This is a genomic window from Armatimonadota bacterium (assembly GCA_025059775.1).
In the GTDB taxonomy this organism is placed as follows: domain Bacteria; phylum Sysuimicrobiota; class Sysuimicrobiia; order Sysuimicrobiales; family Sysuimicrobiaceae; genus Sysuimicrobium.
Map to the genome: position 1 here is coordinate 180,898 of JANXCW010000001.1, position 21,849 is coordinate 202,746.

General features: G+C 68.4%; 24 protein-coding genes and 1 other RNA gene. 15 read left to right on the top strand and 10 right to left on the bottom strand.

Going from position 1 to position 21,849, the window contains the following annotated elements; genetic code table 11:
• Window positions 1–13 precede the first annotated feature (13 nt).
• The 3 genes from rtcA (at window position 14) to ffs (ending at window position 2,173) form a co-directional block, all read left to right on the top strand.
• Window positions 14–1,054: an RNA 3'-terminal phosphate cyclase gene (gene rtcA, locus N0A24_00910; protein MCS7171970.1), complete on the top strand. Its 1,041-nt coding sequence runs from the start codon at window positions 14–16 to the stop codon at window positions 1,052–1,054.
• 34 nt (window positions 1,055–1,088) lie between these two features.
• Window positions 1,089–1,913: a DUF402 domain-containing protein gene (locus N0A24_00915; GenBank protein ID MCS7171971.1), complete on the top strand. Its 825-nt coding sequence runs from the start codon at window positions 1,089–1,091 to the stop codon at window positions 1,911–1,913.
• Window positions 1,905–2,173, top strand: an RNA gene (gene ffs / locus N0A24_00920) — signal recognition particle sRNA large type. The genes N0A24_00915 and ffs overlap by 9 nt, the downstream gene beginning before the upstream one ends.
• Window positions 2,174–2,178: 5 nt before the next feature.
• On the opposite strand, the gene N0A24_00925 is transcribed toward ffs, so the two are convergent.
• The gene (locus N0A24_00925; protein ID MCS7171972.1) at window positions 2,179–3,081 is read right to left on the bottom strand and encodes a CPBP family intramembrane metalloprotease; all 903 of its coding nucleotides are present in this window, start codon (window positions 3,079–3,081) and stop codon (window positions 2,179–2,181) included.
• Between the two features lie 59 nt (window positions 3,082–3,140).
• Between N0A24_00925 and dnaX the strand changes: the two genes are divergently transcribed.
• Genes dnaX through N0A24_00945 form a run of 4 tightly spaced genes read left to right on the top strand, consistent with a single transcriptional unit; the run spans window position 3,141 to window position 6,224 of the window.
• The gene (gene dnaX / locus N0A24_00930) at window positions 3,141–4,883 is read left to right on the top strand and encodes a DNA polymerase III subunit gamma/tau (protein ID MCS7171973.1); all 1,743 of its coding nucleotides are present in this window, start codon (window positions 3,141–3,143) and stop codon (window positions 4,881–4,883) included.
• Complete coding sequence (locus N0A24_00935) at window positions 4,783–5,097, top strand: YbaB/EbfC family nucleoid-associated protein (protein ID MCS7171974.1); 315 nt, start codon at window positions 4,783–4,785, stop codon at window positions 5,095–5,097. Before dnaX ends, N0A24_00935 begins: the two co-directional genes overlap by 101 nt.
• Window positions 5,098–5,109: 12 nt before the next feature.
• On the top strand, window positions 5,110–5,706 hold the full coding sequence (recR, locus tag N0A24_00940) for a recombination mediator RecR (protein MCS7171975.1): 597 nt from the start codon (window positions 5,110–5,112) through the stop codon (window positions 5,704–5,706).
• Window positions 5,707–5,753: 47 nt separating this feature from the next.
• Window positions 5,754–6,224 (top strand): ribonuclease H-like YkuK family protein, encoded by a 471-nt coding sequence (locus tag N0A24_00945; protein MCS7171976.1) that lies wholly within the window; start codon window positions 5,754–5,756, stop codon window positions 6,222–6,224.
• A 4-nt stretch (window positions 6,225–6,228) separates the two neighbouring features.
• Here the strand turns inward: N0A24_00945 and N0A24_00950 are convergent, their stop codons facing one another.
• The 9 genes from N0A24_00950 to N0A24_00990 are packed head-to-tail and all read right to left on the bottom strand — an operon-like array spanning window position 6,229 to window position 14,225.
• The gene (locus N0A24_00950) at window positions 6,229–6,717 is read right to left on the bottom strand and encodes an MOSC domain-containing protein (GenBank protein MCS7171977.1); all 489 of its coding nucleotides are present in this window, start codon (window positions 6,715–6,717) and stop codon (window positions 6,229–6,231) included.
• Window positions 6,714–7,268 (bottom strand): biotin transporter BioY, encoded by a 555-nt coding sequence (locus tag N0A24_00955; protein MCS7171978.1) that lies wholly within the window; start codon window positions 7,266–7,268, stop codon window positions 6,714–6,716. The genes N0A24_00950 and N0A24_00955 overlap by 4 nt, the downstream gene beginning before the upstream one ends.
• Entirely contained in the window at window positions 7,265–8,740 is a 1,476-nt protein-coding gene (gene gcvPB / locus N0A24_00960; protein ID MCS7171979.1) for an aminomethyl-transferring glycine dehydrogenase subunit GcvPB, read from the bottom strand. The genes N0A24_00955 and gcvPB overlap by 4 nt, the downstream gene beginning before the upstream one ends.
• A complete protein-coding gene (gene gcvPA / locus N0A24_00965) occupies window positions 8,737–10,080 on the bottom strand; it encodes an aminomethyl-transferring glycine dehydrogenase subunit GcvPA (GenBank protein MCS7171980.1) in 1,344 nt (447 codons plus the stop codon). Before gcvPA ends, gcvPB begins: the two co-directional genes overlap by 4 nt.
• The gene (gene gcvH / locus N0A24_00970) at window positions 10,080–10,466 is read right to left on the bottom strand and encodes a glycine cleavage system protein GcvH (GenBank protein ID MCS7171981.1); all 387 of its coding nucleotides are present in this window, start codon (window positions 10,464–10,466) and stop codon (window positions 10,080–10,082) included. The genes gcvPA and gcvH overlap by 1 nt, the downstream gene beginning before the upstream one ends.
• A gap of 29 nt (window positions 10,467–10,495) precedes the next feature.
• Complete coding sequence (gcvT, locus tag N0A24_00975; GenBank protein ID MCS7171982.1) at window positions 10,496–11,581, bottom strand: glycine cleavage system aminomethyltransferase GcvT; 1,086 nt, start codon at window positions 11,579–11,581, stop codon at window positions 10,496–10,498.
• Complete coding sequence (locus N0A24_00980; GenBank protein ID MCS7171983.1) at window positions 11,574–12,242, bottom strand: phosphoribosyltransferase family protein; 669 nt, start codon at window positions 12,240–12,242, stop codon at window positions 11,574–11,576. Before N0A24_00980 ends, gcvT begins: the two co-directional genes overlap by 8 nt.
• Before the next feature lie 12 nt (window positions 12,243–12,254).
• Complete coding sequence (locus N0A24_00985; protein MCS7171984.1) at window positions 12,255–12,734, bottom strand: DUF4446 family protein; 480 nt, start codon at window positions 12,732–12,734, stop codon at window positions 12,255–12,257.
• Window positions 12,735–12,773: 39 nt separating this feature from the next.
• Window positions 12,774–14,225 carry a pyridoxal-dependent decarboxylase gene (locus tag N0A24_00990; GenBank protein MCS7171985.1) on the bottom strand — a complete coding sequence of 484 codons (1,452 nt, stop codon included), beginning with the start codon at window positions 14,223–14,225 and terminating at the stop codon, window positions 12,774–12,776.
• A gap of 119 nt (window positions 14,226–14,344) precedes the next feature.
• Between N0A24_00990 and N0A24_00995 the strand changes: the two genes are divergently transcribed.
• The 8 genes from N0A24_00995 to N0A24_01030 all read left to right on the top strand — a co-directional run bounded on the left by N0A24_00995 (window position 14,345) and on the right by N0A24_01030 (window position 21,845).
• Entirely contained in the window at window positions 14,345–15,568 is a 1,224-nt protein-coding gene (locus N0A24_00995; GenBank protein MCS7171986.1) for a GGDEF domain-containing protein, read from the top strand.
• Complete coding sequence (locus N0A24_01000; GenBank protein ID MCS7171987.1) at window positions 15,532–16,488, top strand: CRISPR-associated protein Csx14; 957 nt, start codon at window positions 15,532–15,534, stop codon at window positions 16,486–16,488. The genes N0A24_00995 and N0A24_01000 overlap by 37 nt, the downstream gene beginning before the upstream one ends.
• Before the next feature lie 37 nt (window positions 16,489–16,525).
• Complete coding sequence (locus tag N0A24_01005) at window positions 16,526–16,873, top strand: hypothetical protein (protein MCS7171988.1); 348 nt, start codon at window positions 16,526–16,528, stop codon at window positions 16,871–16,873.
• Between the two features lie 126 nt (window positions 16,874–16,999).
• The gene (locus N0A24_01010) at window positions 17,000–17,308 is read left to right on the top strand and encodes a hypothetical protein (GenBank protein MCS7171989.1); all 309 of its coding nucleotides are present in this window, start codon (window positions 17,000–17,002) and stop codon (window positions 17,306–17,308) included.
• 33 nt (window positions 17,309–17,341) lie between these two features.
• Window positions 17,342–17,818 carry a CRISPR system precrRNA processing endoribonuclease RAMP protein Cas6 gene (gene cas6 / locus N0A24_01015; protein ID MCS7171990.1) on the top strand — a complete coding sequence of 159 codons (477 nt, stop codon included), beginning with the start codon at window positions 17,342–17,344 and terminating at the stop codon, window positions 17,816–17,818.
• Window positions 17,819–18,546: 728 nt separating this feature from the next.
• Window positions 18,547–18,969: an OsmC family protein gene (locus N0A24_01020; protein ID MCS7171991.1), complete on the top strand. Its 423-nt coding sequence runs from the start codon at window positions 18,547–18,549 to the stop codon at window positions 18,967–18,969.
• Between the two features lie 792 nt (window positions 18,970–19,761).
• Window positions 19,762–20,529 carry a hypothetical protein gene (locus N0A24_01025; GenBank protein MCS7171992.1) on the top strand — a complete coding sequence of 256 codons (768 nt, stop codon included), beginning with the start codon at window positions 19,762–19,764 and terminating at the stop codon, window positions 20,527–20,529.
• A 746-nt stretch (window positions 20,530–21,275) separates the two neighbouring features.
• On the top strand, window positions 21,276–21,845 hold the full coding sequence (locus N0A24_01030; GenBank protein ID MCS7171993.1) for an RDD family protein: 570 nt from the start codon (window positions 21,276–21,278) through the stop codon (window positions 21,843–21,845).
• Window positions 21,846–21,849: the final 4 nt, after the last annotated feature.

Sequence of the window (21,849 nt, forward strand, 5' to 3'; positions counted from 1 at the left end):
TGGTGGGAACGGGATGGTGGAGCTGGACGGCGCCCAGCACAGTGGGAGCGGGACCATCGTGCGCACCGCCGCCGCACTCGCGGCCCTGCTGGGGCAGGACCTGCATATCACCAACGTGCGGGCGCGACGGGAGGAGCCGGGCCTGCGACCCCAGCACCTGAGGGCCCTGGAGGCCGTGGCGACCCTGTGCGGAGGGGCGTTGGACGGGGCCCGGGTGGGTTCCCGGGAGTTCACCCTCCGCCCCCTGCGGCCTCCGGAGGGCGGCCGCTACACGTGGGACATCGGAAGTGCGGGCTCCACCACCCTCCTGGCCATGACGGTACTCCCCGTGGCCGCGTTCGCCCCTAGGCCGAGCGTGTTCCGCATCGAGGGAGGATTGTTTCAGGACTTCGCACCCTCCGCTTTCCACCTGCAGCACGTGGTGCTTCCCCTCCTCCGACGCATGGGGCTCCGGGCGGAGGTGGAGATCCTCCGACCCGGGTACGTGCCGAAAGGAGGAGGGATCCTGGAGGTGCGGGTGGAGCCCGTGGAGGGTGCCCTGCGAGCCCTGCAGATGGTGGAGCAGGGCCACGTCACGCGGGTCTGGGGAATTGCCCTCTCCTCCCACCTCCAACAGCGGAGGGTGAGCGAGCGGATGGCGGAACGATGTACGGCGAAGCTTGCACAGGGGGGGCTGGAGGCACACATCGAGGTGCTCTACGATCGCACGGCCCTGCAGCCAGGAGCGGCCCTCGCGGTCTTCGCGGAGACCAGCACGGGCTGTCGCCTGGGCGCGGATCGCGCGGGGGCGCCCGGACGCCCCTCGGAGGCCCTCGCGGACGAGGTGGCCCGGATGCTGCTCGTGGACCTCCGCAGCGGCGCCACCGTGGACCGCCATCTTGCGGACCAGCTGGTGGTGTACGCGGCCCTGGCGGAAGGGACCACGGAGTTCGTGGTGCCGGAGGTCACGGACCACGTGGCCACCAACCTGTGGCTGGTGCAGGAGATCACGCACGCGGAGTTCTTCCTCGACCACCGGCGGGTGCGCATCCGTGGGATCGGGTATCGGCGTTAGGATCCACCTTCCCGAAGACTCCGCGTCGCCGGAGGTGCACATCAGGGATCAGGCGGATCACCAGGGGATTCTCATCACGGGTTCCGCGGAGGCGACACAGGCCGTGGCGCGGGCCCTGCGTCGTCATCTGCCGCTCGCGGTGGTGCAGGTGCACGCCCGGGACGGACGGTGGATCTGCACCATGGATTTCCCCGCTCCCGTGAAGGCGTTTCTGGACTGCGTACGGGCCCGCCACGTGCCCACCCTCTCCGGACACCACCGGCTGCGGGCCTGCGACGACGGCCGGCTCCGGGAGGCGGAGGCCCGAGGAGCCCAGGTGGACGACGCCCAGGCCCTGGAGCGTGCGCTGGTCTGGGACCGCATCGTCCCCGGATCCCCGTACCAGATCCACTACCGGAAGCCCGGAGCCCGGACCCTGGTGCTGCGGGGGACGGTGGAGCATGTGGAGGCACACACCGTGGTGGTGCGCCGCACCTTCCGCCCCGGAGGAAGGTACGACAGCCTCGGTGCCGAGAAATGCACGGGGGATTGGGGACTCGTGGAGCTCATGCAGGGAGCGTGGTGGGTGCGGCGCCGGTACTTCCGGGAGAGCGGAGAGGAGATCGGGGAGATCTACAATGTGAACACGCCCGTGGAGATCTACCCGGAATTCGCCGCCTCTGTGGACCTGGAGGTGGACGTGGTTCGGTTCCCCTCTGGAAGGGTGGAGATCGTGGACACGGAGGAGCTACTGGCCCGAGTGCGGCAGGGAGTCCTTCCCCGGGCCCTCGCCCATCTCGCCCTCCACGAGGCCCAGGGGATCGCACGGGAGCTCCGGGGGAGCGGCGGAGTGGTATACTGGGGTGCGCGGCCGTGCTAGGCGGGGAGCTGGCGGTTCCCTGTAACCCCCAACCCGCCACAGGGGGGCTGAATTCCTAGCCCGAGGCGGCGTGCCTACGGGTTCCGGCCCGCGCGGACGGTGAGGAGGGCTGGGTCCTGCGCAACGGGAGCCTGCGAACCCCGCCAGGTCCGGAAGGAAGCAACGGTAAGCAGTCCCTCCCGTGTGCCGCAGGGACACCTGGCCGGAGCTGCGCCCCGCGGAAACCGCCGCGGGTGCGTCCGTCGAAGGTAGGTGCACGGCCGCGCTACCGCCCTGCGTACGCGGAAATCAGGGCCACCAGGTTGTTGGCCGCATGAACCACCACCGCGGGGAGGAGGGAGCCCGTCCGTTCGTACACCGCCGCGAGGACCACGCCCAGGAGCAGAATGGGGAGGAAGTTCACCACCTGGAGATGCACGGCGGCGAAGAAGACTGCAGAAAGCCACGCCGCCGCCCGCGCCCCGTAGTGCCGCCGCAAGGGGGGATACACGAACCCCCGGAAGAAGGTCTCCTCCGCCACGGGAACCAGGACCGCCACCAGGAGCGCGAACGCCACCACCCCCCCAGGATCCGAGAGCGGAGGCAGGGCCTGAAGGATAGGATTCGCGGCTTCCTCCTGCTCCGCCAGCCACCGCGCCCGATCCTGCCCCAGGAGGAGCCCCAGCAGGTACCTGGATGCGGGCTGCACCGCGAGGTGCACCGTGGGAATCACCGCCGCCGCGACGAGGAGACCCGTGCGGAGCCCCACGGGCCAGCGGGCCGCATCGTATCCCAGGGCCCGGAGGGGAAGGCCATAGCGGAGGCGGACCACGTACCCGCATCCCCCCAGGAACACCGCGCTCTGGGCCAACACGGCTCCGGCCAAGGACGGGAGGTCTGGCCGGAGCCCGCCCGCCAGGCTCACCCCCAGAGGTAGGGTCACGATCACGAGACTCGCCACCGCCAGTACCTCCGAGAGATCCCACACCTGCTCTCCGGGCAGGCGTGGACGGACTACAAGGACGTAGACCGGAAAGAGGGCGGGAAAGAGCACCACTGTAGCCAGGGCCCAGGCGAGGGCGGCCTTCCCCATGCCCCGACGCAGGCCGTCCCGGTACACCCATGCGGCCCCCACCCAGGCTGCCACCGCCAGGAGGACCGCAAAGCCCAGTCGGATCCATCCGTCCAAGGAGGTCTCCGGAAGCCTCTGTCGTTCTCCAGGTAGAATAACAGTATCCGGGATCTCCCATGGGACAGACCAACGCGCACGTCACCCTGTACCGGAAATGGCGTCCCACGACGTTCGAGGAGGTGGTGGGGCAGGAGCGGGTGACCCGCACCCTCCAGAACGCCATCTCGCAGGGCCGAATCGTTCATGCCTACCTCTTCAGCGGCCACCGGGGAACGGGGAAGACCACCACGGCCCGGATTCTGGCCAAGGCGCTGAACTGCGTCCAGGGGCCTACGCCGCACCCGTGCGGGGAGTGTGCCCAGTGCCGCACCATTGCGGAGGGAACTTCCCTGGACGTCATCGAGCTGGATGCCGCCAGCAACCGCGGGATCGACGAGATCCGGGAGATCCGGGATAAGGTGCGGCTGCTGCCCGCTCAGGGCCGCTACAAGGTGTACATCCTCGACGAGGCCCACATGCTCACGGACCAGGCGGAGAACGCGCTGCTGAAGACCCTAGAGGAACCTCCGCCGCACGCGGTGTTTGTGCTGGTGACCACGGAACCCCACCGCCTCCCCGCCACCGTTCTCTCCCGCTGTCAGCGGTTCGAGTTCCGCCGGGTCCCTACCCCCCTCATCGTCCAACGCCTGCGGACCCTGGCGGAGCGGGAGGGAATCGTGGTGGAGGAGGAAGCCCTTCAGCGGATCGCCCGCAGCGCGGATGGCGCCCTGCGGGATGCGGAGGCCATCCTGGACCAGCTCATGGCCTGGGCCGGCGACCGCATCACGGGAGAGGACGTGGTACGGCTCCTCGGCACCCTCGAGGAGGATCTGGTGGACCGGGTGGTGGCAGCCCTGCGGGACCGGGACGTCTCCTCCGTGCTGCGCATCGCCGCGGAGGTGGTGGAAAGCGGCCGGGACGTGCGGCAGGTGCTGCGCCGCTTGGTAGAGCACTTCCGGGATCTCCTGGTGGCACGCCTGAGTCCGGACGCGCGGAACCTGGTGGAGGTGGGAGAAGACCGGTACCGGGTGGTGCAGGAGCAGGCCGCGGGGTTTGCGGAGGAGGAACTCCTGCGGGCCATCACCGTGCTCTCCTCCGCGGAGACGGAAGCGCGGTGGACCACTCAGCCGCGCCTGAGCCTGGAACTTGCCCTGCTACGCCTCGCACGGCCCGAGGCGGACCCAGGTCTGGAGGGCCTGCGGGCCCGGGTGGCACGTCTGGAACAGCTCCTGCAGGCGGGTGCGGAGAGGACCGCACCGGAGGTCCTGCCCGCACCGGTATCGGATCCTCCGCCCAAACCCGACGCCCTCCCGGAGCCCCGGCTCCCCTTGGAGGGAGGAGAGGTCTCGCTGGAGCGGGTGATGGACCGATGGAAGGAGATCCTGGAGGGAGTCCGGCGCCGCCGGGCTTACACGCACGCCCTCTTAAGTGACGCGCGGCCCGTGGCCCTGGAAGGGCACGGCCTCGTGGTGGAGGTGACCACGGGTGGACCCTTCGCGGCCACCACCTTAGGGGATCCCCGCCACCGATCCCTCGTAGAGGAGGCCATCCGGCAGGTGCTGGGCGTGGCCCTGCGGGTGCGGTTTGTCGCCTCCCCGCAGGAGGATTCGCCTCCAGGGCCCGAGCAGGACCCCCTGGTCCAACAGGCCACGCACCTTCTCGGCCCCCTCGTGGAATTCCGGCCCTTCGGCTCCCAACTTCCCGCGGAGGAGGAAAGCCGTGTGGAACCTCAGCAAGGTGGCAAAACAGGTGCAGAGGGTTCAGCAGGAGATCGCCCGCGTGCAGGAAGAGCTCGCCCACGAACGCGTGGAGGCCAGTAGCGGCGGGGGTGCGGTGCGGGCGGTGGTAACGGGGCAGGGAGAGCTGGTGGAGGTGCGCATCGCCCCGGAGACCGTGGATCCCCAGGACGTCTCCCTGCTGGAGGACCTCGTGGTGGCCGCGGTGAACGAGGCCCTGCGCAGGGCCCGGGAACTCGCGGCCTCCCGAATGCAGGCCGCCACGGGCGGGCTGCAGATCCCCGGGCTTTTCGGGTAGGATCGTTTCAGGATGCACCTCCCAGAACCCCTCGCGCGGTTGGTGGAGGAACTGGAGCGGCTGCCCACGGTGGGTCCGAAGACCGCCCAGCGGCTCGCCTTCCACATCCTCCGCATGCCGGAGGAGCAGGTGCGCGCCCTCGCCCAGGCCCTCCTCGACGCTCGGGCGCAGATCCGTCCGTGCTCCGTGTGCTTCACCTGGACGGACGTGGATCCCTGTGCCCTCTGCACGAGTCCCAGCCGGGATCCCTCCGTGCTGTGCGTGGTGGAGGACGCCCGGGACGTGCTGGCCATGGAGCGCACCCGGGAGTTCAAGGGTCGCTACCACGTGCTCCAGGGCGCCATCTCTCCCCTGGAGGGGGTCGGGCCGGAGGACCTCCGGATTCGGGAGCTGTTGCAGCGGCTTCAGGGCGGGGAGGTACGGGAGGTGATCATCGCCACCAACCCCAGGGTGGAGGGCGATGCCACGGCCCTGTACCTCACCCGGCTCATCCGGCCCCTCGGCATTAAGGTCACCCGCATCGCCCATGGCCTCCCGGTAGGCGGGGACATCGAGTACGCGGACGAGGTGACCCTCGCGAAGGCCCTGGAGGGCCGCCGGGAGCTGTAATCTGGGAGGGCCCGGGCGGGTGGTCTATACTCAAGGTGAGGATCGCCGTGGAGTACGTGAGCCCGACTTTCGGGCGCCTGTCCTTCGAGGAGATGTTCCGGGCCCTGGTGGCTTTCGTCCATGAGGAACCCGAGCACCCCTACCACCTCATCATCGGTACCGACTCCGTGGTCTCGGATCAGACCTGCTTCGTCACCGCCATCGTCATCCACCGGGTCGGTCACGGCGCACGGTACTTCTACCGGAAACAGTACAACCGGAAGATCACGAGCCTCCGTCAGCGGATCCTGTACGAGGCGGCCCTGAGCCTGGAGATCGCCTCCCGACTCTCCAGCGCCCTCGCCCGCAACGGGTACTCGCAGCTCCCCATCGAGATCCACTTGGATGTAGGGGATCGCGGGGAGACCAAGTCCGTGATCCGGGAGGTGGTGGGAATGGTGACGGGCTCGGGGTACGCGGCGAGGACCAAGCCGGAGGCTTACGTGGCCACCAAGGTGGCGGACAAGCACTCGAAGTAGGGCCTCACCCCAGCACCTCCACCGGGTCTTCCACCCGGACCACACCCCGATTGAGGACCTCAAAGAGGGCTCCCCGCCAGCCGAGGGCCGCGAGCTCGAAGGCGAGCGCCCCCGCCCGACTCCGGAAGAGGACGCAGGGCCGGTGGAGTGTGGTGCTCCGGCGGAGGTGCACCGGGCCTACTCGAACCAGCGTTCCCGGCTCTAGGCCGCCGAGCCGGATGCCCCGCACGATCAGGTTGTCGCCAGGGACCTCGGGAGCGATGCCCAGCAGATCCAGGAACTCCGCGTTGACCGCGCTTACCTCCCGCCCCGGCACCCGCCTCCCCTTCCAGAACTGCTTGGCCGCGTACTCCCCCGCGGGGCCCACACCCGGCAGCAGCGCCAGGGCCTCCACCAGCCGGTGATCTCCAGGCCGCGGGGAGATCACGAGGTGGGTGACCCACCCGATCCTCCCAAACGGACGCTGTTCCAGGGCCTCCAGGAGATCCCTCACCGCGCGAGCTCCCGTCCCGGGATCACCGCCCGGATCCGCTCCGCCACCAAGAGCGCCATCACGGCCTTCAACAGGTCAAACCACACGAAGGGGACCACCCCGATCCGCACCGCGTGCGTCCATGTGGGCACTGCCCCCGAGAGCACCAGTCCCACCACGCCCAGGGCGTAGATACAGGCGATGGCGGCCACCATGCCCGCAGCTACGTTACGCACAAAGCCCTGGCGGTCCATGGCCCGATCCGCCGCCCACCCCACCAGGAGGGCCGCGAGGGGATACGACCATAGGTATCCACCGGTCGGACCCACCAGCACCTGGAGTCCGGCCCGGAAGTGCGCGAACACCGGGATGCCCGCGGCACCGAGCAGCAGGTACAGCAGCTCCGCAAGGGCCCCTGTCCGCGCACCCAGCACGGCCCCCATGAGCAGGACCGCGAACACCTGGAGGGTAAAGGGCACGCTGGTCACGAACGGCAGGGTGAAGCTCAGCTGCGCACAGATGGCGGTGAGGGCCGCGCCGAGGGCGGCCAGGGCCAGGGTTCGGGAGTTCATGGATCGCTCCTCCTCTCGGGTTTCCACCGGAGGTCTGGGAACCGGGCGGCCCGCACCTCGTCCAGTCGCCGCACGGGCATGCTGTGGGGCGCGGTCTTCACCACCTCCGGGTTCTCCCGGGCCTCCCGGTCGATGACCATCATAGCCTCCGCGAACGCATTCAGCACCTGCAGGCTCTCCGTCTCCGTGGGCTCGATCATCAGTGCCTCTTCCACGGTGAGGGGGAAGTACACCGTGGGCGCGTGGAAGCCGTAGTCCAGCAAGCGCTTGGCGATGTCTTTGGTGGTCACCCCGCTCGTCTGCTTCTGCCGGATCCCGCTCGCCACGAACTCGTGCTTGCAGACGCGGTCGTAGGGAATCCTGTAGTACGGCGCCAGGCGCACGCGGAGGTAGTTGGCATGCAGCACCGCATGCTCCGCCACCGCCCGCAATCCCTCCGCCCCGAGGGTCCGCAGGTACGCGTAGGCCCGTACCAGGGTGCCGAAGTTCCCGTAGAAGGCCCGCACCCGCCCGATGCTCTGGGGCCGTTCCCATTCCAGGAGGTACCGGTCCTGCTCCCGCCGCACCACGGGCACGGGCAAAAACGGCTCCAGGTGCCGTTTCACCAGCAGCGCGCACGCCCCGGGTCCTCCACCCCCATGGGGGGTGCTGAAGGTCTTGTGGAGGTTGGTATGCATCACGTCAAACCCCTGGTCCCCGGGTCGGGTGATCCCCAGCATGGCGTTGAGGTTCGCCCCGTCCAGGTACATCTGCGCGCCGTGCGCGTGGGCCAGCTCCGCAATTCGGTCCACGTGCTCCTCAAACAGTCCCAGGGTGTTGGGGTTGGTGAGCATCACCGCGGCCACGTCCGGCCCCAGGGCTGCCTCCAGCTGCCGCAGGTCCATGTTGCCCCGGTTATCGCTGGGCACCGTCACCACCCCGTAGCCCGCCATGCGGGCGGAGGCGGGATTGGTGCCGTGGGCGCTGTCGGGCACGAGCACCTTCGTACGATACTCTCCCCGGTGCGCGAAGTACGCCCGAATCATCAGAAGCGCGGTGAGCTCCCCATGGGCACCCGCCGCGGGCTGGAAGGTCACCGCGTCCATGCCCGTTAGTTCCCGCAGCTCCTCCCCCAGCTCGAACATCAGCCGCAAGGCCCCCTGCGCCAGCTCCTCCGGGGTGTAGGGGTGCAGGCGCGAGTAGCCCTCGAACCGGGCCACCTCCTCGTGCAGCTTTGGGTTGTACTTCATGGTGCACGATCCGAGCGGCACGAATCCCTGGTCGATGGAGAAGTTCCGGTGGGAGAGCAGGGTGTAGTGCCGCACCACCTCCAGTTCGCTCACCTCCGGGAGGGCAGGCGGAGTGCGGCGCCGGGCCCATTCCGGTACCAGCTCATCCAGCGGCACTTCCGGCACATCCGGTTCCGGAAGCCCGTGCGCCCGACGTCCCGGGGTGCTCCGTTCGAAGACGAGGGGGAAGTCCCGCTCCTTCATACCACCTGCCGCAACGCCTCCACGAACCGATCCATCTCCTCCCGGGTTCGGGATTCCGTGACGCACACCAGGAGGCAGTCGCCCAATTCCGGATCGAACCGCCCCAGCGGGACACCGGCCAGGAACCCCTTTCCCGCCAGCACGCGCACGATCTGGTCCGCGGGATGCGGGGTGCGCACCACGAACTCATGGAAGGTGGGGCCCGGAAAGGCAAGGGTATACCCAGGGAGATCTGCAATCCGCCCCTTGAGGTAGTGGGCCTTGCGCACGCACAGCTCCGCCACCCTGCGCACCCCGTCGGGACCCAGCAATGCCAGGTAGATGGCGGCCGCGAGCGCATTGAGGAACTCGTTGGTGCAGACGTTGCTCGTGGCCTTCTCCCGCCGGATGTGCTGCTCCCGGGCCTGCAGGGTGAGGACGAACCCCCGCCGGCCCTCCGCGTCCACCGTGGCGCCCACCAGGCGCCCCGGCATCCGTCGTACGAAGGACATGCGGGTGGCGATGATCCCCAGATACGGTCCCCCGAAGTTCAAGGGGCTGCCGAGGGGTTGCCCTTCCCCTGCTGCGATGTCCGCGCCGACCCCTCCCGGAGGCTCCAGCAGCCCGAACGCCAGCGGGTCCGCGGTGGCCAGGAGGAAGAGCGCCCCGGCCGCGTGCGCCACCTCCGCGAGCGCCCTTATGTCCTCCACCCCGCCGAAGAAGTTGGGCTGCTGTACCACCACTGCCGCGGTGCGCCCATCCACCACCCGGGCCACCGCTTCCACGGGCGTGAATCCCCCCTGGTGGGGGATCTCCACCACCTCCACCTCTAATCCCGCGGTGTAGGTGCGCACCACCTGTCGGTACTCCGGATGCACCGCGGTGCTCACCACCATCCGGTCCCGCCGTGTCAGATCCCGCGCCATTGCCACTGCCTCCGCCAGGGCGCTGGCGCCGTCGTAGAGGGAGGCGTTCGCCACTTCCATCCCCAACAGCTCGCAGACCATGGTCTGGTACTCGTAGCCCGCCTGCAGCGCTCCTTGGCTGACCTCCGGCTGGTAGGGGGTGTAGGCGGTGAGGAACTCGCCCCGGCTCGCCAGCTGCCATACGGCCGGAGGGATAAAGTGGTCATAGGCTCCCGCCCCCGCGAAGCACACCACTTTGCCCGCATGGGCGTTCTCCTCCGCCAGGGCCCGGAAGTAGCGCACCAGGTCCGGATCCGACAGCGACGGTCGCATCCGCAGCGGTGCTTTCAAGCGCACCCGCGGAGGGATATCCGCAAAGAGGTCCTCTACGGAGCGCACCCCGATGGTGCGCAGCATGTGCGCCCGCTCCTCGGGGGTGGTGGGGACGTACCGCACTACCCCTCCCCGATGTGCCGGCGGTAAGCCCCGGCGTCCAGAAGCCGCTCCAGCTCCGAGGGATCCGCGGGCTCGACCACGATCATCCACCCCTCCCCGTACGGGTCCTGGCTGACGAGCTCGGGCTGGTCCCGCAACCGCCCGTTCACCTCCACCACCCGGCCCGTGAGGGGAGAATACAGGTCACTTGCGGCCTTCACGGACTCGATCACCCCGAAGGGCTCCATGAAGCGGACCTCCCGCCCCACCTCCGGGAGCTCCACGTACACGATGTCGCTGAGCCGGTCCGCGGCGAACTTCGTGATCCCCACCCGGGCCCGACCGTCCTCCATCCGTACCCACTCATGCTCCGTGGTATACCGCAGATCCTCTGGAACCACCTCCACCTCCGCATCCCGCGTGCTGTTTACGTCACTTACGCCACACGCCGGTAAAAGGGAAGCCGCACCACCTCCGCATGCACCGTCCTCGTCCGCACCTCCACCGCCACCGGGGTCCCCGGCCCCGCGAGGTCCGCGCGCAGGTACCCCAGGGCGATGCTGCGCTCCACCCACGGCCCCCAGGTCCCGCTGGTCACCTCCCCCACCGGCTCCCCATCCTTCCGGATCCGGCATCCCCGCCTGGCGATGACGCGGTCCTCCACCACGAGCCCGCACAACCTCCGTGACACCCCCACCTCCCGCAGCCCGCGCAGGGCCTGCGCGCCGATGAACGCCCGCCCCTCCAGCTTCACCGCCCAGTCCAGGCCGGCTTCCAGGGGCGAGGTGTGCTCACCCGCATCCTGTCCGTACAGCAGGTATCCCGCCTCCAGTCGCAGCGTGTCCCGGGCTCCGAGCCCGCAGGGCACGGCGCCCGTCTCCAGGAGGGCTTCCCACACCGGCGCCGCCTGATCCCACGGACAGAACACCTCGAACCCGTCCTCCCCCGTGTAGCCCGTGCGGGAGACGATGGCTGGCACCCCTGCTACGGCCGTCCCGGGCACGAACCAGTACCGACGCACCGCGGAGAGGTCCGTGGCCACGAGGGGTTGCAGGGCCTGCTCAGCCCGCGGTCCCTGTACCGCCAGGAGGGCGAGTTCCTCCGTCGCATCCACCACCTCCGAGGCCGCGTGCGCGTGCAGCCACGCGAGGTCCGCCTCGCGCCGGGCCGCGTTCCCCACCATCAGGAACCGGTCCGCGGCAAACCGGAACACCACGAGGTCGTCCACCATTCCCCCGGCCTCATTGCACATGGGGGTGTAGAGGGCCTGCCCGTTCCGAAGCCGTCGCGGGTCGTTCGCCAGCAACCGGCTCAAGTCCTCCAGAGCCCTCGGACCCAGGACCCAGAACACGCCCATGTGGGAGACATCGAAGAGGCCGCAGGAGGTACGCACCGCCCGATGTTCTGCCACGATCCCCCGGTACTGCAGGGGCATCTCCCACCCTGCAAACGCCACCATGCGGGCTCCCAGCTGGAGGTGGTGCGCGTACAGGGGCGTGCGGGCGAGCTGGCCTTCACGCATGGAGGTGCGGTCCACCTTCCGTGCGACGCCAGGCCTCGGAGAGGATCCCTCGCACCTCCTCGTCGGAGACCTGCCGAAAGTCCTCGTAGAACTGCCCCACCGCCATGAAGTACGGATCCTCGTGAACGCACACCACCTCGTCCGCCTCCTGACGGAGGCGGTGCACGCTCTCCGGAGGAGCCACGGGAACCGCCACCACCACCCGGCCCGCCTTCTTCGACCGGGCGGACCGCACCGCGGCGATCATGGTGGAGCCCGTGGCGACCCCATCGTCCACCAGGATCACGGTACGCCCCTCCACGCGCGGGGGCGGGCGATCACCCCGGTAGGCCCGCAACCGACGTTGGATCTCCACCATCTGAAACGCTGCCTCCTGGTCGATGTAGGCCTGGTCCACCCGTAGAGCCCACAGGCTGCGCTCATCCAGGTAGAGGCTCCCGTCCTCCGCCACCGCGCCAATGGCCAGCTCCGGGTTCTGCGGGGCACGCAGCTTCCGGGGTACGATGATGTCCAGCTCCGCCCCCAGCTGTGCGGCCACCTCTCCCGCAACCACCACGCCCCCCCGGGGGATCCCCAGGACCAACACATCCTCCTCCGGCGCGATCCGGGGCCGCAGGGCCGCGGTCAGGGCCCGGCCCGCGTGGTGGCGGTCCCGGAACACCAACGCCTCCTCCTACCGGCCCGCGTGGGTCTGCCGCGTACCCCGGGCCATGGCGATGGCCTCCTTCTCCTCCTCGGAGAGAGGGTGCGAGGGGATTCCGTTCCGGAGGATCTTCGCGTACGCCCGCACCGCCTCCCGGCCGTTGAGGACGCTGAGCACCACGCCATCGCCCCTGCTGTCCAGGAGGGCGAGGGAGAAGGAGACGCGGCCGCCCACATCCTCGAAGGCATCGAACCGCACCAGTCCCACCCGTTGGACGCACCGAAGGAGCTGATCTCCCAGCTCCTCCAGGGACGCGTACACGCCCCGGAGGTCGGATCGGACCTCCTCGAGGGCCTGACGGTGCTCCCGGAGCTGCTCCACCACAGAACCCTCCGCGCTGGCCCGAGCCGCCCGCACCAGCCGCTGCACCCACATGCCCAGAACGCCCACGAGCACCAGGAGGATCCCTGCCGCCGCTCCCAGCATCCAGATCAACACCTGATCCTTCATGACGCTCCCCAGTAGCGTTCGCGGCCTGGTGCGGGCTTCCTACCGGCCCGTAGCTGCCTCCCGGACCACATGCGCGAGATGCTCCCGAAGGAGCTCCCAGCACCGGCGTACGTGCCGGCGCTCCGTGCGCAGGTGTCCGATGGCAAGTCGCAGCACAAAGCGCCCATCCAGCCGGGTATGCGAGAGGTACGCTTCCCCCGTACCGTTCACGGCCTCCAGGAGCCGCTCGTTGAGGACATCCAGAGTTTCCTCCGGGGCCCCCCGGGGGCGGGCGCGGAAGCACACGGTGCTGAAGGGCACGGGAGCCACCCGTTCGAAGTCCGGGTCCTCGTCCACCCAGCCCGCGAACTCCTGGGCGAGGGCAATGTGCCGCCGGATCATCTCCCGTAGTCCCGCGGCCCCGAACATTCGGAGCACCATCCACAGCTTCAGGGCCCGGAACCGGCGACCGAGCTGGACCCCGTAGTCCATGAAGTTCACCGCATCCTCCTCCGGAGTACGGAGGTACTCGGGCACGAGGCTGAAGGCCCTGCGCAGCACCTCCGGCCGGCGGGTGTAGAAGGCGGAGCAGTCAATGGGGACCGCAAGCCACTTGTGCGGGTTCACCACGAGGGAGTCAGCCCGCTCGCAGCCCGCGAGCACCTGCCGCTTTTCGGGAAGTATGGCCGCGACCCCCGCGTAGGCCGCATCCACGTGCAGCCAGATCCCGTACCGTTCGCAGATCTCCGCGATCTCCGGGACGGGGTCCACGCTGGTGGTGGAGGTGGTCCCCACCGTGGCCACCACGCCCGCGGGCCGCCATCCCACCTGGAGATCCTCCTCGATGGCCTCTTCCAGGGCATCAGGTCGCATCCGGAACTCCCCGTCCACGGGGATCTTCCGAACCCCCTCCTGCCCGAACCCCAGCACGATGGCGCCTTTCTCGATGGAGGAGTGGGCGTGCTCGGAGGTGTACACGCGCAGGCGGGGGAGCTCCGGCCTCCCCGCCATCCCCTGCTCCCGGATCCCAAGCCCCAGCGCTTCCCGGGCCGCAGCCAGGGCGCACAGGGAGGCCACGGATGCCGTGTCCATGATGATCCCGAACCTGGGCGGAAGCCCCAGGAGCTGCCGGAGCCAGTCCAGGACCACCTCCTCCAGCTCCGTGGCCGCGGGGCACGTGCGCCACAGCATCCCGTTCACGTTCAGAGCTGCACAGAGCACTTCCCCCAGCACGCCGGGCGCGGAGCCCGTGATGGCGAAGTACGCGAAGAAACCGGGGTGGTTCCAATGCGTGATCCCGGGCAGGAGGATCTCCTGGAAGTCCGTGAAGATGCGGTCGAACGGCTCCGGATCCTCGGGGGGAGAAGGGGGGAGTTTCGCGCGGATCTCCCCGGGCCGCACCCGCGCGAGGACCGGGTAGCGTTCGCTATGGTCCAGGTAGTCCGCGATCCAGCGGCCGAGCCGCTCGAATCCCTGAAGGAAGAGCTCTCCCTGTGGCCGTATAGTACTCATCTACAACCCTCCCGGGAAGCGGGGACGCGCCCCCGCGGCGTTGGAAGGCAGTAGTGGTCCTTCTCCGGGCAACCCCACGGCGCCCTACTCCTTCCTCCAGCCGGAAGGAGGCCGGGGAAGTGCTGCGGGCCACCCCCCGCAGGGGCTACCGGGTATTCGCCGCCGGCCTGGGTCTGACCGGCCTTGTGGCCACCGGGCTCGCCGCACGCGCCTTTCCACATCTTCCCCGCACCTATGTTCTCTTCCTGGTTCTGGCAATCCTCGGGAGCTTTGTCGTCGTCCGGCTGCGGACTGGATTCCTCCTTCTTTTTCTTCAGGTCCCCCTCGCTCCCGTCTGGCTGTACGGCTGGCCCGCCGCCCCGCCCCTCTTCTTCCTTTCCCTGCCCCCGCTGATCCTCCTCCATGGTACGACCTTCTGGCGCGGGTTGGTGTACCTCGGAGGCGGGACCCTCTGGTCCCTCCTCGCGGGGGTTGTGCTCCACCACCCGGGTGTTCGGTCCCGCCCTCCCTGGGGGGAACTCGGCGGCATGGCCCTGGGGGGCGCGGTGTACGCCGCGGGTACTATGCTCACCGCCGCCGCGGCCCACTACTTCGCCACGGGCCGCCTGCCCCCCCTCTCCCCGCGGGGCCTGCCCCTGACGAGCGGGATGATCTTCCTCGTCGCCGTCTTGCCTTCCTACCTGCTGGTGCTGTCCGCCCAGAACCCCTCTCAGCCCCACCTGCTCATCGTGGCCATCTGGCTGCTCACCGCCATGGCCCTGAAAGGGTTCCTGGAACCCCGGGAGGCCAACACCCGGCTGCGGGAGGCTCTCGCGGAGCTCCAGCAGCTCTCCATCACAGATCCCCTCACGGGCCTCTACAATCGCCGCCACTTCACGGACCTCCTGGAACGGGAGATCAGCCGGCACGCCCGGTACGGGCAGCCCTTCACGCTCCTGCTCCTCGACGTCCGCAACCTCAAGCACATCAACGACACCCGGGGACATCCCGCGGGCGACGCGGTGCTCTGCGCGGTGGCGGACGTGCTTCGCAGTCGGCTGCGGAAAAGTGACCTCGCCTTCCGCATCGGCGGGGATGAGTTCGCCGCACTCCTGCCCCAAACGGATCCCCAGGGGGCGTACCGCCTCGCCTGGGGCCTCTACGAACAGCTCCGTGCCCGGAACCCCCTCGCGGACGTCACCATTGGCGTGGCCGGATTCCCCCTGCACGCCCGGGATGCCACCTCCCTCATCGCGGCCGCGGACGCGGCCCTGTACCGAGCCCGGGCGTCGGGGGAGGCGGTGGGCGTTGTACGGGAGGCCTGCGTATGTCCAAGCGGTCTAGACGATATCCGCGACCCGTAGAGGCCCTGGTGGCTACGTTAGGTCACGAGCCCCAGGTGGTGACCATCGCCCTGGATCGGCTTCTCGCGCAGGAATACCGCATCCGCGAGGTCCTGGTGGTGCACACGGATGCCCCGGCCGTGCGGTCGGGTCTGGAAGCACTTCACCGGGAGTTCGCCTCCGGCCACTACCCCGGGATTCGGTTCCGCCCGATCCCCGTGGAAGGCTCCGCGGGACCCCTTGAGGACTTTCGGACCGAGGAGGACGTGGTGGCCCTTCTGCGGGTCCTCTACCGGGTCGTCCGGGATCTGAAGCGGACGGGCACAGGCGTGCACCTCTCCCTGGCAGGCGGCCGAAAGGTGATGGGGGTAGCCGCCATGGTGGTGGCCCAGCTGCTGTTCGGCCCCGAGGATCGGGTCTGGCACCTGCTCAGCGAGGGCTGGGCTCCGGGCAGGGAGCGGCGCATGCACCCGGAGCCAGGGGAGGCGGTATGGCTGGTACCGGTGCCGGTGCTGCGCTGGACCGATTCCGGGGTGATGCTGGCGGCCCTGGCGGACCTCGACGACCCCGTGGAGGCCATCCGCCGGTACGAGGAGATCGTGCGCGGGGAGCGTATGCGCCGGCGGCGGGAGTTCGTGGAGCGGTGGCTCACAAAGGCCGAGCGGGACGTGGCCCGCCTGGCCTGCCAGGGCCTGGACAACGCGGCCATCGCCCGCCGCCTGGGCCGCAGCCCGAGGACCGTGGCCAACCAGCTCAGCGCGGTCTACGACAAGCTGGAGGACTGGTTGGGGTTCGCGGGCCCTCCCGCAAGCCGAGCCCTGCTGCTGGCGGAGCTCGCCCCGTACTTCGCCCTGGCGGAATCACTCAACACGGGGAACGGGGACCGTTCCCTACCCAGAAAAGGAACCGCTTCTCATGCGCGCGGCACGCGAAACCGATAACCTCCTCCCGAACACGCTGTCGGGAGGTGCAGGGCACATGCGGTACTGGATCTTGCTGCCGGTCGTGGCGTTGGCAGCTGCAGGTTCGGCTGTGGCTGAGCCGGGCAACCCCATCGCCGTAGCCGCCGCGTCCCACGCGGGGCTCGTACGGGGGTACACCTGCGGCACGTGGGCTGTTCTCAGCACCAGCGAGCGGACCAGCTACATCCTCGGCGTGATCGCGCTCGCCGACACCCTGTACGCCTCTGACCGCCTGGACTACCAGATGGACCAGGCCGTGCGGCTTCCGCTGAGCGCTGCAGCCTACCGGCCCATGGTGGACGCCGGCTGCCTGTACGTGCCCGCGGCCACGCCCGTGGTGGCGGTCCTGTACTCGGTCAAGTAGGGGGTGGATCGCCTTCGAGATCGGACGGTACTGGTTCCGGTGGGTTTCTGAGGAGGGCGGCTTCCCAGGTTCCTGGGACCCACCCTCCGGGGCGGCCTCGGGCACGTCCTGCGGCGGATGGTCTGCGTGACGCGGCTTCCGGACTGCGCGGGATGCCTCCTCCGGTTCCGGTGCGCGTACCCCGTCCTTTTCCAGCCGTTCGCGCGGGGGCCGTCCTCCGAAGGTGGCCGTTACGGGCGCATGCCGGTGCCCTTCGTGCTGCGGGTGCCCTTCGGAAGGAGCTGGCGGCCCGAGCTCGGCCCGGGGGAGCCTGTGGAGTTCGAGATGGTGTTGGTGGGCCGGGCCAACCTGGACCTGCCCTATTACGTGCTGGCGCTGGCCGACCTCGGCCGGACAGGCCTGGGCCCCACCCGTCACCGCCTCCGGCTGGAGTAGGTCGAGGCCTGGGACGGCAGCCGCTTTCTGCCCGTGTACACCTCGGACGGGGCGCTCCGGACCGACGCCCCCACGCTGACCCTGCAACGGCTGCGGGAGGAAGCGGCTCTGCCGGACCGCACCCGAGTCACGGTTCGCTTCGCCTCTCCCGTGCGCCTGGACCTGCGGGGCGACCTCGTCTACCCGGTCCGGTTCCACCACCTGGTCCACGCCCTGGAGCAGCGCTTTCGCGCCCTCGTGGCCTGCTACGGCGGAGCACCCCCGGACAGGATCTCGCTCGAGGAAGCAGAACAGGCGCGGGTGGTGTCCGACCGGACCCGTTGGGTGGACCTGCAGCGGTACTCCACCCGGCAACGTACAGAGATGAAGATCGGCGGGGCGGTGGGCACCGTCACTTACGAGGCTGAAGACCTCTCCCCCTTCGCCCGACTCCTGGCCTTCGGCGAGTGGCTGGGGGTCGGCAAGCTCACCAGCATGGGACTGGACCGCATGGAGGTGGTGCGCGGATGACCGCCCAAGCGTGGGTCGCGGCCGGGGCCGGCCTGCTGCACGACATCGGGAAGTTCCGGCAGCGGGCCAGGTGGTCCGAGCGCAGGACGCACCAGGTCCACGGGCACGAGTGGGTCTGCGAGCACGTCCTGCCCCGGCTGGCCTTCCTGGACGCCCAAGCTCGCGACCAGGTGGCTCAGGCCGTCCTGCGGCACCACGAGGCGGGGGCTTACGAGCGGGACCTGCGCGTGGTCCGCCTCGCCGACCGTCTCGCCAGCGGCGAGCGGGTCCAACGGTCAGAGGAGGGCACCGGCGACCGTCCGGCGAGCTGCTCCTCCCCGTGTTCAGCTCCCTGGCCCTCGACGGGCGGGGCCTCGGGGAGGCTGACCGCAACCGGTGGGCGTACCCCACTGCCGTCTTGCAGCTGGGCGACTCTCTTTTCCCCGTGGCTGAACTGGGGCGGCAAGGGGGTACGGAGCCCGATGGACGGGTTGCCGTCCAAGGTCGGGGGGTCGAAAGCCGATCCGTGGAAAGGGATGTTAGACTGACCGGCTGGGCAGTATAATGCCCGGCAAGGGGGGTGCACAGGATGGCCGAGACTCAGTCCGGTCGCGCCGTTGCGGGGGAGGGACTCGCGGGCCTCTGTCATCTTAGGCTGACGCAGACAGAGCGTCAGGCCGGTCGGTCTAAATACGAGTTGGGCCGCGTTCACAGGCGGCAATATGCTTCAATAGACTGGGCAGGAGGTGGTGAATGAAAATCAGCGCTCGAGTGCAAAATATGAAGGCCAGCACCACGTCACATTGAGTACCAACGAGAATGTTCACTTTCTATTCCTCCCAGGCCCACTGGTTTTTGGCTCCAGCGTGAATGGCGGCGAGCTGTTGTTCCTGGCCTTCGCCACCTGCTATTGCAACGATATTTACCGTGAAGCAGCAAGACGCAATATCACAGTCGAACGTGTTGAGGTGGAAGTCCAAGTCCAAAGCGATTTCGGGGCCGAAGGCGAACCCGCTCAGAATGTGATTTACCGAGCCACAGTGACGGCGAAGGCGAGCGAAGAGGAAGTTCGGGCGTTGATGATACATACGGACCGAGTTGCGGAGATTCAGAACACGCTCAGAGTCGAGACGCCGGTTGCGCTGACTCACCTTGACATCGTGACAGTATGAACTGTTCGTGTGCGCTGGGGAAGCAATTGCTACAACGTGCTCCAAGGCATGAACGCTGCCCACGTTAGGCCGTGTGCACAGCGCATTGAAGAATGGAAACACAAGCTGGTCGACCTTTCGCGACGCAACCGGTTGCTATTCTTCAGGCCGGGTCGTACGGCGACCCTGGAGATTCTGGAGCCCTCGGCAGCAGAAGTCTTCGAACGCCTCGCCATTCGCGCCCACGAGTGGCGCTTCTGGTCTCCGGGAGCTGAAGAGGGTGTGACGCCGGACGGTCAGGCGGAGGCCCTTGGACTGTTTGCGTCCGAGCCCGACAGAGAACCCATCAAAGCCGTCGAGTCCGCGCATCCGCCAGGCGCAGGAGGCACTTCTACGAGATTTCAGTTTCCATATGACGTGGGGCTGACGAACTTGCCTGCAATGTGCGAGACCCAGCGGACCTGGTTCGGATACTGAAGAACCTTCACAGAAGATCGCGCACAGACTTCGAGGAGCGGGGTGTGCGCATTCTCCATCTCGCCTTTGGCGTGCTGGAGTGGCGGGAAACAGAGAGGAACGAGGCCATGCGCTCGCCTCTCGTTCTGGTTCCCGCGGAGCTCGTACGTGAGTCAGCACAGGAACCATTTGAGTTGCGGGCGGTTGAAGAACGAGCCGTTCTGAACCTGCGCTTGACGCGCAGCTGCGCAACGATTCCCGCATCGAACTGCCCCTATCCCTGAAGACTGGGAGGAGATGGGACTCCAGGAATACTTGAGCACAGTTGCTGGGTGTGTCAAACGTCAAGGTTGGTCGGTGGAGTTCGAGGCGAGGGTCGGCCTGTTCTCATTCCACAAACTTGTTATTTACCGCGACCTCAGTGCAGATAGCCAGGCGATGTCGAACCACCCCATCGTGCGCGGCCTGGCACGCGAGCCGGCGGACGGAATCACCAGTGGCGACGTGCCGGCGACATCGGACACGGACCGTTGGCATAGCCCCAAGGACAGTTTTCTGGTAGTGGACGCCGACAGCAGCCAGCTCGCGTGCATTGAGGCTGTGAAACGCGGGACGAGCTTGGTATTGCACGGGCCGCCGGGCACGGGTAAGAGCCAGACCACTACCAATGTGATTGCGGAGTCTATCGCGGCGGGCAAGACCGTGCTCTTCGTCTCCGAGAAGATGGCCGCTCTCGAATTCGTCTACAAGCGCCTGAGAGAATCCCATCTGGAGCACCTCTGTCTTGAGCTGCATCGCCATAGAGCGAACAAGCGTGTCGTGGTGCATGAGCTTCACCGGTGCCTCGAGGAGAGTCTGGAACCGAGAGGCAGCCTCTCGGCCCAAGAACTGGAGACCCTTGTCAGCCGGCGACAGCAACTGTGTGACTACGTTCACGCCCTTCCCGTGGTGCGGGAACCAATGGCGCTGCGCGCTATTGACGTTCTCGCCGAGCTGTCCGGGTTCCATCAGGCTCCTCTCGTACCGTTTGACTACCCCCGGTGTTGCTTCTCTCTCACCGTCGCTGGTAGCGCGGGTAGAGGAAGCCGCGAGTCGTCTTCAGACTGTCTGGCACGTGGCGCTTGAGGGGGCAGCATTCCCTCGGCTTGGCTGCGCTGAACGGGTATATACCGCGGCGACGCGTACTTCCTACCAGCAGGTGCCAGAGAGATGCGCCAACTCGGTGGCTCAACTTGCCGACGCTTCCCGGTCTGCAGCCGAGACCGTTGGAGTGACATCATGCCCATCCACTTTCGACGGCTGCCGTTGGCTCGTCGAGACGCTGCGGCTTCCTACCGAGAGTCCTCGTCCTGACCCTTCGTGGCTGGTGACCCCTGATCTCGATCCGCTCGTTGAGGAGGCGCGCCACCTTCAGACACTCACACAAACCTATCGCAGCCTCCGCGAGACGGTTCTGGCTCGCCGCGGCCCCGGCTTCCTCAATCTTCCAGTCTCCCTTCGGGAAACGATTGAAGTAGCACATCACAACACAGCCGCCTTGCTTCAGGGGGGACTCCACGGATGAGCGCGCGCTACTCGCCAAGGCGCAGGACATCGCGAAATGGGCCGAGGACTTGGCCAACCAATCCACAGAGTGGGAAACAAACGGGCGCAGACTTGCGGACCTATTCGGCCTGCCCTCCCAAGTGCTGACGACCAAGAGGCTGAAAGAACTCATCCGGCTCGTTGACCTGTGCGCGGCGGAAGCGAAGCCTGACGTGAGTCCTCCGTCAGCCCGAACCACCGGAGCCGCACCCCGACTCCCCCACCTGCCCGGAGCTGGCGTCCTGGGCCCGGAAGTTGCTCCGCTCGCGTGCGTGACGCGCACGTCCGTGGAGCCCTGGGTCTGGCTGCTCCTCGCCCTCCTGCTGGCGGACCTGGCGGTGCTGGCGTGGATCGTCCGGCGCGCCCGCACGCTCCGACAGGCCCGCCGCCACGAGTACCAGGTGTGGCGTGCCGCCCTGGACGCGGACCCCTGGCGGCTGCGCCTGTACCACGCCCACTGGAAGGCCCGGTGGCGCGCCGGGGTGGCGTCTCTGGTGGGCATCCTCCTGTGCCTGGCCGTCACCTGGGGAGCGCTCCTGCTGGCGGGACCGCGTGTCGGGTTCAACCCGTGGGATGGCGTCTCCGACGCGGAGTCCTTCACCGTGGTGCTGGTCTGGGTCCTCTGCTACCTCCTGGTGGTCTTCGGCGGGTTCCGCCTGACGGGGACCACCCCGGGGCTGCACCTGCTCGGCATCGCGGTGCTCTCGCCACACACGGGCCGGCCCGCGGAGCGCTCCGGGATGCGGCCGCCCACCAAGTGGGACTACCGGCGCGACCGGGTGCCGGAGCTGCTGTTCGTGCCGAAAGGGGAGCTCAGGGGCTGGGAGCGGGCTGCCTCAAACCGAGAGGGGAGGTGATGGA